14 protein-coding genes are annotated in these 13067 nt (G+C 68.2%); 7 read left to right on the top strand and 7 right to left on the bottom strand.

Annotated features, from left to right (window positions below):
* Positions 1-23 precede the first annotated feature (23 nt).
* A complete protein-coding gene (locus tag OG474_RS37535) occupies positions 24-794 on the top strand; it encodes an enoyl-CoA hydratase/isomerase family protein (protein WP_405058399.1) in 771 nt (256 codons plus the stop codon).
* Positions 795-1067: 273 nt separating this feature from the next.
* Complete coding sequence (locus OG474_RS37540; protein ID WP_405058400.1) at positions 1068-3785, top strand: glycosyltransferase; 2718 nt, start codon at positions 1068-1070, stop codon at positions 3783-3785.
* 15 nt (positions 3786-3800) lie between these two features.
* On the opposite strand, the gene OG474_RS37545 is transcribed toward OG474_RS37540, so the two are convergent.
* Genes OG474_RS37545 through OG474_RS37555 form a run of 3 tightly spaced genes read right to left on the bottom strand, consistent with a single transcriptional unit; the run spans position 3801 to position 5010 of the window.
* Complete coding sequence (locus tag OG474_RS37545) at positions 3801-4241, bottom strand: SRPBCC domain-containing protein (RefSeq protein WP_405058401.1); 441 nt, start codon at positions 4239-4241, stop codon at positions 3801-3803.
* Positions 4242-4246: 5 nt separating this feature from the next.
* Complete coding sequence (locus OG474_RS37550; RefSeq protein ID WP_405058402.1) at positions 4247-4579, bottom strand: ArsR/SmtB family transcription factor; 333 nt, start codon at positions 4577-4579, stop codon at positions 4247-4249.
* Positions 4579-5010 carry an SRPBCC domain-containing protein gene (locus OG474_RS37555; protein ID WP_405058403.1) on the bottom strand — a complete coding sequence of 144 codons (432 nt, stop codon included), beginning with the start codon at positions 5008-5010 and terminating at the stop codon, positions 4579-4581. Before OG474_RS37555 ends, OG474_RS37550 begins: the two co-directional genes overlap by 1 nt.
* A 147-nt stretch (positions 5011-5157) precedes the next feature.
* Here OG474_RS37555 and OG474_RS37560 point away from each other — a divergent pair, with 147 nt between their 5' ends.
* Both OG474_RS37560 and OG474_RS37565 read left to right on the top strand, forming a co-directional pair.
* Positions 5158-7044: an ABC transporter ATP-binding protein gene (locus OG474_RS37560; RefSeq protein WP_405058404.1), complete on the top strand. Its 1887-nt coding sequence runs from the start codon at positions 5158-5160 to the stop codon at positions 7042-7044.
* A 29-nt stretch (positions 7045-7073) separates the two neighbouring features.
* Complete coding sequence (locus tag OG474_RS37565; RefSeq protein WP_405058405.1) at positions 7074-7250, top strand: hypothetical protein; 177 nt, start codon at positions 7074-7076, stop codon at positions 7248-7250.
* Here the strand turns inward: OG474_RS37565 and OG474_RS37570 are convergent.
* Positions 7247-7750 (bottom strand): hypothetical protein, encoded by a 504-nt coding sequence (locus OG474_RS37570; RefSeq protein WP_405058406.1) that lies wholly within the window; start codon positions 7748-7750, stop codon positions 7247-7249. The genes OG474_RS37565 and OG474_RS37570 overlap by 4 nt on opposite strands.
* Before the next feature lie 210 nt (positions 7751-7960).
* Here OG474_RS37570 and OG474_RS37575 point away from each other — a divergent pair, with 210 nt between their 5' ends.
* Positions 7961-9172 carry an MFS transporter gene (locus tag OG474_RS37575; protein WP_405058407.1) on the top strand — a complete coding sequence of 404 codons (1212 nt, stop codon included), beginning with the start codon at positions 7961-7963 and terminating at the stop codon, positions 9170-9172.
* 14 nt (positions 9173-9186) lie between these two features.
* Here OG474_RS37575 and uppS read toward each other — a convergent pair whose 3' ends face one another.
* Together uppS and OG474_RS37585 are read right to left on the bottom strand one after the other, a co-directional pair.
* Entirely contained in the window at positions 9187-9945 is a 759-nt protein-coding gene (gene uppS / locus OG474_RS37580; protein WP_405058408.1) for a polyprenyl diphosphate synthase, read from the bottom strand.
* Entirely contained in the window at positions 9945-11021 is a 1077-nt protein-coding gene (locus tag OG474_RS37585) for an ATP-dependent DNA ligase (RefSeq protein WP_405064656.1), read from the bottom strand. Before OG474_RS37585 ends, uppS begins: the two co-directional genes overlap by 1 nt.
* Before the next feature lie 87 nt (positions 11022-11108).
* On the opposite strand from OG474_RS37585, the gene OG474_RS37590 reads away from it, so the two are divergent.
* Positions 11109-11822: a hypothetical protein gene (locus tag OG474_RS37590; protein ID WP_405058409.1), complete on the top strand. Its 714-nt coding sequence runs from the start codon at positions 11109-11111 to the stop codon at positions 11820-11822.
* 56 nt (positions 11823-11878) lie between these two features.
* On the top strand, positions 11879-12466 hold the full coding sequence (locus OG474_RS37595; protein ID WP_405058410.1) for an FHA domain-containing protein: 588 nt from the start codon (positions 11879-11881) through the stop codon (positions 12464-12466).
* Positions 12467-12630: 164 nt separating this feature from the next.
* Here the strand turns inward: OG474_RS37595 and OG474_RS37600 are convergent, their stop codons facing one another.
* Positions 12631-12993: a hypothetical protein gene (locus OG474_RS37600; protein ID WP_405058411.1), complete on the bottom strand. Its 363-nt coding sequence runs from the start codon at positions 12991-12993 to the stop codon at positions 12631-12633.
* Between the last annotated feature and the right edge of the window lie 74 nt (positions 12994-13067).

Here is a 13067-nt window from a genome sequence, read left to right on the forward strand (position 1 = left end):
TACTCTCGGGTAATGTACGCCGCATGACTGATCTCGGACTGCGGTTCTCGGTGGATGGCCCGGTGGCGCGCGTCGTACTGGACCGGCCGGAGGTGCGCAACGCGCAGACCCCGGCGATGTGGCGGGCACTGGCCGACTTCGGCCGGTCGCTGCCGGACGACGTCCGGGTGGTCGTGCTGTCGGGGGAGGGCCCGTCGTTCTCGGCGGGCCTGGACCGGCGGCTCATCATGGGTGAGAACGACCAGGGCGAGGAGCCGCTGCTCAGCCTCGGCGCGAAGCCGACCGAAGAGGTCTACGACATCGTCGCCGAGTTCCAGGCGGGCTTCTCCTGGCTGCGGAACCCGAACATCATCAGCATCGCGGCCGTCCAGGGGCACGCGGTCGGCGCCGGCTTCCAGCTCGCGCTTGCCTGCGACCTGCGCGTCCTGACCCCGGATGCCCGCTTCAGCATGCGGGAGCCCGCGCTCGGCCTGGTCCCGGATCTTGGTGGGACCCAGCCGCTGGTCCAGCTCGTCGGCTACTCGAGGGCCCTCGAGATTTGCGCGACCACCCGCTGGGTCGAGGCCGCGGAGGCGAAGGAGATCGGCCTCGCGAACATCGTCGTACCGGCTGAAGAGCTCGCCGGGACCGTGAAGGACCTGACCGACGCCGTACTGACGCCGCTGGCCGGTGCCGTCCGGGAGACGAAGGCGCTGCTGCTCGGTGCCGCCGATCGCTCGTACGCCGACCAACTCAAAGCGGAAGGTGCAGCGCAGGAGCGCCGGCTGAAGGAGCTCCTGGCCGCCTTCGGCTGACCCCGGGGGAGTATTCGCGTGACCTGAACAGTTCTTCCGGTTCACGGGGAGAACGGTTCGGGGGCGCCGGACCAGATTCGGCCAGTGCCGAAATGGAGTCCGGTGACCGCCCGAAGGCACGGAAAACGGCCTGATCGGGATATTCTCGGGCGCGAAAGGCGGCCTGGACCACTATGCAACCCTGCGGGTGGTTTGATACGTCTTTCCTTCGATCGCCGAACCGGACCAGGTGGCGGTACGACGACCGATTCCGAGGGTGTGGAGATCGTAATTGTGAGTAAGGCGATGCCGGTGCCGCCCGCGGTACCCAACCGGTTGCTGATCGGCCCGGCGAACTTCGCCGGCCAAGGGGATCTGTGGGCGCGGGCGATCGAGGCCCAGGCACCGGACACGAGCGTGACGTCGTACGCCTGGACCAACGGGGTGCTCGACTTCCCGGCGGACTACCAGATCCCGCTGGCCACCTACGGCGACAAGCAGTGGCAGACGGAGTTCTACGAGCACGTCCTGGCGAACTACACCCACGCGCTGATCGAGGCGAACCGGCCGTTGTTCGGCGTCCTGCACGCCAACGACGGCTCCGGCGACCTGCTCAAGCTGCTGGCCAAGGGGCTGCGAGTGGGCCTGATGGCGCACGGCAGCGACGTCCGGATCCCGAGCCGGCACGTGGTGTCGGAACAATGGTCGCCGTTCCCGTACATGGAGGACCGGACCGTCGAGCTGCTCGAGGCCAACACGACCCGCTCGGTCAAGCTGTTCAACTCCTACCCCGGCCCGACGTACGCCTCCACACCCGACCTGCTCGACTTCGTCCCGAACGCCACCTGGTGCCCGGTCGTGATCGAGCCGGAGCGCTGGCGCAGTGACACTCCCGTGCTCGAGCGCAAGCGCCCGGTGGTCGCGCACGCACCGAGCAAGGCCGCGATGAAGGGCTCCGACCTGGTCGACCCGATCATGGCCGAGCTGGACCGCCGCGGCCTGATCGAGTACCGCCGGGTGGAGGGGGTCGGTCCCGACCAGATGCCGTCGGTCTACCGCGACGCCGACATCGTCGTGGACCAGTTCAGGATCGGCAGCTACGGCGTCGCCGCGTGCGAGGCGATGGCCGCCGGCCGGCTCGTGGTCTCGCACGTGTCCCAGAGCGTCCGGGACCACGTCACCGCCGCCACCGGCCTCGAGCTGCCGATCGTCCAGGCGACCGGCGACGACCTCGAAGCCGTCCTGCTCGACGTCATCGCGAACCCGGAGCGCAGCCGCGAGTACGCCGCGCGCGGCCCGGCCTTCGTCGCGGAGGTGCACGACGGCCGTCGTTCGGGCCGGCTGCTGGCCGGACTGGTCGAGGGCCCGCCCGACGTCCTGGCCGACTGGCAGCCGCCACCCAAGCGCAAGATCGTGATGATGGCCGACAACTCGATCATCGGCGACTCCCGCGTGCTGAAGTACGCGCAGACCGCCGCGAAGTGGGACCTCGACGTCACCTGTATCGGCGTCTCCAGTTCGCAGTTCAGCCGCGTCTACGGCAGTGTGCACGTCTTCTGCCCGCAGGTGCCGTCGAGGGCGAGCCTGACGGGCTGGCGCAAGCGGCTCGACGGCCTGCGGCCGTGGTTCAGCGACGAGGACGAGTACGAGGTCGCCAAGGGCCGCTGGCAGTACGCGACCCGGGAGCTCCGTGGTGACCGCGGCCGCGACGTCCGCGGTCCCGGCGGATCCGGTTCCGAGTCCGCCGGCAGCTCGAAGTCGCTCGGCAGCCGCCTCCAGCGCGCCGCGCGCTGGCGGGCACTGATCCTGCAGCGCGCCGTCCTCGAGGCCCGGGCCTTCCCGGCCCGCCGCGCGGACCGTGCCACCGACCTCGGTATCGGCAAGCGGCGCGAGCGGATGATCGCCCTGCACCGCTCGCTCCCCTCCGGCCGCTGGCGCCGTCAGATGCCCGAGGTGATCGACCACGAGCTCACGCTCGGTCCACTCCTCGACCAGCTCGAGCCCGAGTTGATCCACGTGCACGACGTGTTCATGCTCGGTATCGCCGCCCGCGCGACCCACCGCGCCGCCCTCGCCGGACGCAAGATCAAACTCATCTACGACGCGCACGAGTACATCCCCGGTACGCCGGTCGTCCCGCCGCTGCAGGTCGCCGCGTACAGCGATCTCGAGCGTGAGTTCCTCCCCGACGCCGACCGCGTGATCACCATCTCGGAGCCACTGGCGCACTGGCTCCAGCGTGATCACAAGCTGCGGGTGCTGCCCGACGTCGTACTGAACGCACCGATCGAGCGACTGCCCGACGCCGAGGCCGACGACCTCCGCGACGTCCTGAGCCTGGCCGCCGACGTACCCCTGCTCGTGTACTCCGGGGGCGTCGACCGCGCCCGCGGCATCGCCACGGTCGTCGACTCCCTGCCCCAGCTCCCCGGCGTACACCTGGCCATCGTGGCGAATCCCAACAAGGTCATCGCCGAGCTCAAGGCCCGAGCCACCGAGCTCGGCGTCGCCGATCGCGTGCACCTGGCCCCCTTCGTCCGGTCCGACGAGGTCCCCCGCTACATCCGCCGCGCGACCATCGGCATCAGCCCGATGCTGCACGCGCCGAACCACGACATCGCCGTCACCAACAAGTTCTGCGAGTACCTGGCCGCCGACCTCCCCATCATCACCAGCGACACCCCTGCCCAGGCCGAGCTCGTCACCTCACTCGATCTGGGCGCCGTCTACCCGGCCGGCAACGTGGACGCCTTCGTAGCCGCCACTCGCACCGTACTGGCCGACCGCGACCGCATCAGCGAGCGCATCGCCAACGACCCGAAGCTCAAGCGCCGCTTCTCCTGGTCCGCCCAGGCCGAAGTCATCCGCTCCATCTACGAGGACGTCCTGGGCAACCTCCCCGCCGACGCGTGGGAGTCCGACGCCACCACGATCCACAAGATCCTCCCCAGCAAGAACGAACGCCCCCCGTCCCGCTGGTCCACCTACCGTCGCCTCAGCCACAAGCCCTGACCCCGGGAACAAGGCTCAGTGCCAGTTGCTGACGCGGACGTCGTGCGGCGCGGGCTCGCCGGTGCCGGTCTCGACGAGCTTCTTCAGGCTCATCAGGAACGTCGCCCACTTCGTGCTGCAGTGGTACATGAACGGCACCTGCTCCTGCCAGCCCTCGTGCCGGAACATGACGATCGCGAAGTCGTCCTCCTGGCTGAGGTCGAACCGGACGTGGGTGCCGATCCACTCCTCGGGCCCGTCGACGACCTCCCAGTGCACGAGGTTGCCGGGCTCGCTCTCGAGCACCTTCATGTCGAAGCCGCCCTCGGCGAAGCGGAACTTCAGGACGCCGTCGACAGCCGCGTCGCCTTCGGTGTCCTCGGTCCACCAGGCGGCCAGGCCGTCGACGGTTCCGAGGGTCTTGTAGACGTCGTCGACCGAAGCCTGGACGCCGATGCGGTGCAAAATGTCTACCATGATGCTTACCTCTTCCTCGTGTTCTGGATGGCTTCTGCCATCCGCTTGATGCGTTGCAGGCGGCCGTCCCAGGCATCGCGGACGGTCGAGAGTTGTGCCACCGCGCGGGCGAGCTGGTCCTCGTCGACGGTGTAGACGCGTTCGCGGCCCGAGGTCGTGGCGTGCACGAGCCCGATCCGTTCCAGTACGCCGAGATGCTTGGCGACTGCCTGCCGGGTGACGGGCAACCGCTCGCTGAGCGAGGTCGCCGTACCGCCGCCGGAGGCCAGCAGGAGGTCGAGCATCTCCCGCCGGGTCGGGTCGCCGATCGCCGACCAGAGCTCGTTGTCGACCGTCATTACGCGCCGGCAACCTGCGCTGCGTACGGCGTGAGCCGGGGCAGGAAGTAGTCCCAGCCGGTCGTGTGGTCGTTGAACTCGTCATCGGAGCGACCGGCCTCGTCGAACCCGGTCTCGGCGAAGCGCAGCAACGTGCCGTCCCCGTCCGGGATCAGGTCGAAGGTCGCCAGCAGCGAGTTGGCCGGGCCGGCGGCCTCGTCCGCGGGGTGCGCCCAGCGGAAGGAGAAGCGCCGCGGCGGGTCGGCCTCGACGACGGTCAGCGCGACGGTGTTGTCCGGGCCGAACGAGACCGATCCGATCGAGCCGGGGGAGGCCTTGACGTCCGCCTCGTCGGGCCACCACTCGCGCAGGTGTTCCGGCGTACTGATCACTTCGTAGACGACCTCGGGCGAGGCGTCGATCCTGAGCTCCCGTGCGATGCTTCGAGTCATCGGAGTCACTGTTCCTTTCGCAACCTTTTGTTGCGCATGACTCTAGCCGTCCCGCGGGCAATGCGCAACCAATGGTTGCAGGACGGAAGATCGGTGCGACCTGAAGTGTTGTGAAGGTTCACGCGAGGTGGGCAGAGAGGGCAGTGCATGTCGGGAATGGGTGGCGGGATGCCGATGGGCGCCGCGAACTGGCGGCGGATGGATTCGTCGGTCAAGGACCAGAAGCTGGCCAAGGGGACGTTGCGGCGGATCGCGGCGTTCGCGAAGCCGTACAAGTTGCAGATCACGGTGTTCCTGCTGCTCGTGATCGTGTCGGCGTTCCTGGTGATCGCGTCGCCGCTGCTGTTCAAGAAGATCGTCGACGACGGCATCATCAAGGGGAACGGCGGTCTGGTCACCGCGCTCGCGCTGGTGGTCGCGGGGCTGGCCCTGGTCGAGGCGGTGCTCGGGCTGATGCAGCGCTGGTTCTCCGCGCGGATCGGTGAAGGTCTGATCTTCGACCTGCGGACCAAGGTGTTCTCGCACGTCCAGCAGATGCCGGTCGCCTTCTTCACCCGCACCCAGACCGGCGCGCTCGTCTCCCGGCTGAACAACGACGTGATCGGCGCGCAGCAGGCCTTCACCTCGACGCTGTCCGGCGTGGTCTCGAACGTGATCAGCCTGATCCTCGTCGTCGGCGCGATGCTGGTGCTGAGCTGGCAGCTCACCCTGGTCGCGATCCTGATGCTCCCGGTCTTCCTGATCCCGGCCCGGATCCTCGGCCGCCGGCTGGCCTCGATGACCCGCGACCAGATGAACCTGAACGCCGGCATGTCGACCTCGATGACCGAGCGGTTCAGCGTCGGCGGAGCGCTCCTGGTGACGCTCTTCGGCCGGCCCGCGATCGAGGACCGCGAGTTCGGTCAGCGCGCCGGCGAGGTCCGTGATCTGGGGATTCGGATCGCGATGCTCGGCCGGGTGTTCTTCACCGCGCTCACGCTCGTCGCCGCGCTCGCAACAGCCCTCGTGTACGGCGTCGGCGGCAACCTCGCCGTTCGCCAGGCCCTGACCGTCGGGACACTGCTCGCCCTCGTGGCGCTGCTCGGTCGGCTCTACGGTCCGCTGACCGCGCTGTCCAACGTTCGCGTCGATGTGATGACGGCGCTGGTGTCGTTCGAGCGAGTCTTCGAGGTGCTCGATCTGCAGCCGATGATCCGCAATGCGGCCGATGCGAAGGACCTGCCCAAGGACGCGGCGAGTGTCGAGTTCGACCACGTCGCGTTCGCATATCCGACCGCTGAGCAGGTCTCGCTCGCCAGCCTGGAGTCGGTCGCGGTGCTCGACAAGCGCGTCTCCGCGCCGGTCCTGGAGGACGTGAACTTCGTCGTCCAGCCCGGTCAGATGGTCGCACTCGTCGGCCCGTCCGGCGCAGGCAAGACCACGATCACGAACCTGGTCGCCCGCCTGTACGACGTCAGCGGGGGAGCCGTGCGGATCGGTGGAGCCGACGTACGGGATGTCACGCTGCAGTCGCTGCATGACCGGATCGGGTACGTCACGCAGGACGCGCACATGTTCCACGACACGATCCGGGCGAACCTGATCTACGCGAAGCCGGATGCGACCGAGGACGAGATGATCGAGGCACTGCGGTCGGCGCAGGTCTGGGAGCTGGTGGATTCGTTGCCGGATCGCCTCGACACGGTCGTCGGGGATCGCGGTCACCGGCTGTCCGGTGGCGAGCGGCAGCGGCTCGCGATTGCCCGGTTGTTGCTGAAGGCACCGCAGATCGTCGTGCTGGATGAGGCGACGGCACACCTGGACTCGGAGTCCGAGGTGCATGTCCAGCAGGCGCTGGACACCGCGCTGGAGGGTCGGACGTCGCTGGTGATCGCGCACCGGTTGTCGACGGTTCGCAACGCCGACCTGATCCTGGTGGTTGACCACGGCAACATCGTCGAGCGCGGCACGCATGAACAGCTGCTCGCGCGCAATGGTGAGTACGCCGATCTCTATCACACCCAGTTCGCGGAGACCGCGCTACCGTTGAACTGAGCCGTCCGTCCGGAGGAGGGGGACCCCGCGTGATCAAGCTGGCGCTGGTCCTCGTCGCGGGGTACGCGGGCTACAAGGTCGCGTACCACTCCGAGGACGGGCAGCACTACGGCAAGGTCGGCGACCGCGTGCTGCGGACGTCGCTCTCCCTGCTGATCGGCGCCTTGGCCGCGGGCGTCACCTACGTGGCGCTGCTAAGCCACTAGGGCGTCGGTTCCTTCTGCGCGTCCTGCTCGAGCAGATGCAGGACCGGGACCTTGAGATGCCGGCGGGCCGAGTTCGTCCAGTCCAGGTGGAAGAACTCCGCGACGACATGCGGCCGGGTCAGGATCACGACCTCCTGCCCCTTCGACGCGTCCACCGTCGCGATCAGCGCGTCGATCGGCCGCTCATGGGTGATCCCACCCTCGGCCGTCTGCCCCAGGTCCCGCAGCCGCTGCACACTCCGGCCGCTGCACCCCTTGGCCTCGCCGTCGATCGCCTTCTGCGCCTCGGCCAGGTCCTGCCGCTGAGTAGCCAGTCCGGGTCCGTACAGATCCGCCGTACCCAGCGCACTGATCGAAGCCTCCACCCCGGCCTCCGCGTTGTGGCACGGCACCAGCACGTGGTACTTCACCTCATCCGGCATGTCCTCGTGCAGCTCGACCACCCGCTTCGCGTCGGGTTCGGACAGTTCCTGCTCCACGAGCAGAACGACGTCGTACATCGCGCACCTCCGCTGCTACCAGTCGGTATGCACCCATAGTGCCCCCACTCGGCCATCACATGTGCGACTGGATCGTTCCAGTGATTCGGCGATCTCTGGTGACACCAAGGTGCGTTAGCCTTCGTTCGTGCCAATGGCTTGCTTGTCCTAGCTCGGACACCAGTTTCCCGGGGAGAACTGTGTCCTAGAGCTACTACGGAGCGTAGTCATATGTCTGCATCAACCACCCTTCGCCGCAACCGCGACTTCAAACTCCTGCTCAGCGGGCAGGTGGTGTCCTTCGTCGGTGATCAGGCGCAGGACATCGCCCTGCCGCTGCTGGTCCTCGGCCTGACCGGATCCAGTGTGCAAGCCGGTCTGGTCCTCGGGCTGAACACCGCCTCGTACCTGGTCTTCGGCCTGCTGGCCGGCGCCTTGGTCGATCGCTGGGACCGCAAGACCACGATGATCTGGTGCGAGATCGGCCGGGCCCTGCTGACCGTCAGCGTGATTGTCGCCCTGGCCTTCGGCCACCTGACCATGCCGCACCTGTACGTGATGGCCGGGCTGACCGGGATCCTGACCACGCTGTTCCAGGTCGCCAACACGGCAGCGCTGCCCAGCGTGGTGGGAACCACGCAATTGCCGGCCGCGCTCGGATACACCCAGTCTGCGCTGAACACCGTCCGCATCTTCGGAGCGTCGCTCGCGGGGATTCTCTATTCCGCGGGCAGGACCGTTCCCTTCCTGGTCAACGCGGTCTCCTTCACGGTGTCCGCCGCATCGCTCCGGCTGATGCGCGCCGACTTCCAGGAAGAACGCCGGATCGGATCGGCCCGGCTGCGGACCGACGTGCGTGAAGGTCTCAGCTGGTTGTGGGGACAGCCGGTGATCCGCTTCCTGACCCTGGCATCGGCAGCCGACAACCTCCGGTACGGCGCGGGGTACTTGATCATCATCACGCTCGCCCAGGGAGTCTCGGCCAGTCCGCTGGAGATCGGCCTGATCTTCAGTGCGGCCGCGGTGGGCGCGATGCTCGGCTCGCTGGTGTCACACCGCGCGATCCGGCGGTTCCGGCTCGGCCGGATCGCGGTGGTGATGCTCTGGATCGAGGCGCTGACCTTCCCCCTCTACGCACTTGCCCCCAACCCGCTGCTGCTAGGAGTCGTCGCGGCCGCGGAGTCCCTGATCGCGCCGATCTACGCAGTTGCCATCAGCACGCATCGCCTGACCAGTACGCCGGATCGCCTGCGCGGCCGAACGGCGAGCGCGGCCGGCACGCTCACCACCGGCGCCCTGGCGGTCGGCGCGATGCTGGGCGGCGTACTGATCGCGTCGCTGGGTCCGAAGAGCACGGTATTGATCTGTGCAGCGTGGCTCGCCGCACTCGCGATCCTGACCACAGCCAACCGTGCGGTCCGCCAGGCCCCTGTCGTGAGGTAGCTGACCAACTGCTGTCAGCGGGTGGAGTCTGCTTTGCGGCGGCCGTAGGTTCGGAGGGCTCGGAGGAGGTCTACTTCGCGGAAGGCGGGCCAGTAGAGGTCGCAGAACTCGATGTCGGAGCGGGTGGCCTGCCAGAGCAGGAAGTCGGACATGCGGAGCTCGCCGCTGGTGCGGATGACCAGGTCGGCGTCGGGGAGACCGGGGACGTAGAGGTGCCGGCTGATGTCGTCCTCGGTGAGCGCGGCGGCTACGTCCGTGAGGTCGCGGCCGGAGGCGGCGGCTTCGTCCAGTACGCCGCGGACGGCGTCGACGACTTCGAGTCTGCCGCTGTAGCCGATGGCAATGGTCAGGTCACCGGCGTCGGCGCGATCCCGAGTGGCCTCGACGGCCTCCTTCAGGGCGCGGGCGGTCGAGTCCGGGAGCAGGTCCAGCTGGCCGGCGACGTGCAGTCGCCAGCGGTGGTCGCGTCGTACATGGTCGGCGAGGACGGTCTCGGCCAGCTGCATGAGGTAGTCGACCTCGGCCGAGTCCCGCCGCCGGATGTTGTCGGCGGACGCGACCCACGCGGTAACGCATCGCACGCCCGAGCCGGCACACCAGCTCAGGAACTGCTCCAGATGCTGGGCTCCGAAGCGATGACCGAGCCGTACGTCGCCGAGCCCGGCCTGGCGCGCCCAGCGGCGGTTGCCGTCCATCACGATCGCGACGTGCTGCGGCTGGGGGAGCTTCGCGAGTTGACGGCGGAGCATCCGCTTGTAGATGCCGTAGATCATCAGCTGGTCGCGCTCGTCAGTACGTCGGCCAGGTCGAACTTCACCGGCTCCTCCAGTTGCTCGTACGTGCAGGACTCGGGAGTGCGATCCGGACGCCACCGCACGAACTGGGCCGTGTGCCGGAAGCGCACGCCTTCCATGTGATCGTAACGAACCTCCACGACCCGCTCAGGCCGCAGCGGCGTGAAGGACAGATCCTTGCCCGCCTGCCAGCGGCTGCCTTCCGCGTTGCGCGGCGTCCGGGTGCCTTCCTCCTGCTTGGCCCAGGCCCACGGATGGTCGTCGAACGTGGTGACCAGCTCCTGCATCTCCTCGAACAGCTCCATCCGCCGCTCCATCGGGAAGGCGCCGATCACACCGACACTCGCGAGCGTGCCGTCGGAGTTGTAGAGACCGAGCAGCAGCGAACCGATCCGGTCGGGTCCGCTCTTGTGCAGGCGATAGCCCGCGACCACGCAGTCCGCCGTACGCTCCGGCTTCACCTTGAACATCGTCCGCTTGTCCGGGATGTAGAGCCCGTCGAGCGGCTTCGCGATCAGCCCGTCCAGCCCGGCGCCCTCGAACTGCTCGAACCACTGCCCGGCCGTCTCGTGGTCGGTCGTGGCCGGCGTGATGTGGATCGGCGGCTTCGCATCGGCCAGCGCTCCGATCAGCGCCGTACGGCGTTCGCTGAAGGGCCGCTCGGTGAAGTCCTCGTCACCAAGGGCCAGCAGGTCGAAGGCGACGAACCGGGCCGGCGTCTTCTCCGACAGCATGGTCACCCGGCTCGCGGCCGGGTGGATGCGCTGCTGCAGCACCTCGAAGTCGAGGCGGTCGCCGGACTCGCCGATCACGATGATCTCGCCGTCGATCGCGCAGCGCTCCGGCAGGTTGGCCTTGATCGCCTCGACCAGCTCCGGGAAGTACCGCGTCATCGGCTTCTCGTTGCGGCTGCCGATCTCCACCTCGTCACCGTCGCGGAAGATGATCGAGCGGAACCCGTCCCACTTGGGTTCGTAGCTCAGGTCCCCGTGCGGGATCCCCTTCACGGGCTTGGCGAGCATCGGCTTGACCGGTGGCATCACAGGCAGGTCCATGTGGTCATTCTCACTCACCCTCAACTCCATCGCGATCCGATGCGTCCTACGGGGTGAACGCAAGTTGACCAACTCGGGAGGTTGATCATGCGAATCAACGGTCAGAAGAAACTCCTTGGTACGGCTGCCGCACTCGCTGTGACCGTGCCGGTCGTGCTCGGTGGCGCCGCTCCGGCGACAGCCGCGACGGCCGCCGCGTCCTGCGGGAAGTCCGTCGCGGACGTCAGCGCCGTGACGTACGCCGATCGGCTCGTCCGCGCCTGGGGCAGCGGTGAACAGGCCGCCACCTCTTGCTACGCCAGTACGGCGACCGCCCGCGCACTGAACGCGCAGGCGACCCCCGGTGGTATCCACTGGCGCCGGGTCGGTACCGAAGGGGCCGCCGGGACCATCTACGTGACCTACCACGACGATGCGCGCGGCGGGAACCTCACTGTCGGCGTACAGAACGTCGGTCTGCGGGGCTCCGGTGGTTGGCACGCGGCGACGAGCGCGAAGTTCGTCGGCGAGCCGAAGGCGTGGGGTGCGGTGGACTGGTCGGACAACCTGATCCGCGCCTGGGGTCGTGGTGACACCAAGTGGATGGCGTACTACGCGACGCCGGACGTGACGAAGTCGCTCACCAAGATCTCGAAGACCGGCGGCTCGTCCTGGCGCCGGATCGGGGCCGACGCGGGTGCCGGTTCGACCTACGTGACCTATCGGAACAACGCCACCGGGCACCAGCTGATTGTCGGAGTCTCGAACGTCGGGCTGGTCCAAGGTGACGCGCACGTGGCCGATCGGGTTCAGTACAAGTAGGGCCCGACCCGCGAGGTCTGTGGACAGTGAGCCGGTCTGCGCCGACAATTTCGTTCATGGGTCCGCTCTCGCTGACGAACGCGCGTCCGTCCGACGCCGAGCGCGATCGTGTGCTCGCCGTCCTGCGGGAAGGCGCCGGCTCGGGCCGGTTGTCGCACGACACGTTCATCCGCCGCATGAACTTCGTGCTGAACGCGCAGAGCCGCGGTGAGCTCGACTCGGTCCTGACCGACCTGCCCCGCCCCGAACCTCGCATCGCCGGCTGGGTGCGCACCACGCGCACCCGGCTGGCGCGCGTCGACCTCTGGCGCCGCCTCGAAGACCTTCTCGGTATCCCGCTCGCCCGCCGCGAACTCATCGTCGTACCGGCCGCCCAGCTCGCCCTACCGCCGTCCGGTTCGGCCACCGTCCGGATCGGCCGCGGCGACGGCGCCACCCTCCGCCTCGGCGATATCTCCGTCTCCCGCCACCACGCCGAGCTCCGCCACGTCGGCGACGGCTGGATGGTCCGCGACCTCGGCTCCATGAACGGCACCCAGCACAACGGCCGCCGCATCACCACCCCCGTCCGCGTCCGCCCCGGCGATCACCTCAGCTTCGGCGCCGTGGCCTTCACCCTCACCTGGACCGACGAGCCCGGCTAGTTGCCCCCGTACCGAGGCACCCTGAATCTCGTCCTCACCGCCGATGGCTACGACTCGGTCGATGCGCTCGCCGACCAGTTGGAGCCTGCCTGAACGTCGTACGGTCGATCGCCTAGGCGCCTAGGCGTTCGTCGCAACCTTGCAGCCGGTCCAACCGGGTCTGTCTACCTGATGGGCAGGGTGCCGCAGACGTTGCCGCCCTTCTGGGTGAAGCTACCGTTCGCGTTCTTCGCCCAGAACTGCACGCAGATCAGGTCGCCCGTGCTGAAGCTCTGGTTGATCGGGAAGCTGTGCTTGAGTTCGCCCGTCAGCGTGGGGCCGGTCCTCTTGAAGCCGTGCGGACCGATGACCTGGAAGAACCCCGTGTTCCCCAGCCTGGCATAGCGTTCTCCGAGCACGGAGTCGACCTTCAGTGCCTTTCCGTACATGGTGTTGCACAGCGACAGATCGCCGTTACAGCTCCCGCTGGGGGGCGCAGCAGATGCCGGCACGGCCAGCGCCACGGCGATCGCTGCGGCGACGCTCACTGCTGCCACACCGCGAGAGACCGCGTGTCGAACATGCTTCATGTTTCCTCCGCTCGGCGGCTCCCGGCCGTTCC

Origin of the sequence: Kribbella sp. NBC_01505 (genome assembly GCF_045040285.1) — a bacterium.
Classification (GTDB): domain Bacteria; phylum Actinomycetota; class Actinomycetes; order Propionibacteriales; family Kribbellaceae; genus Kribbella.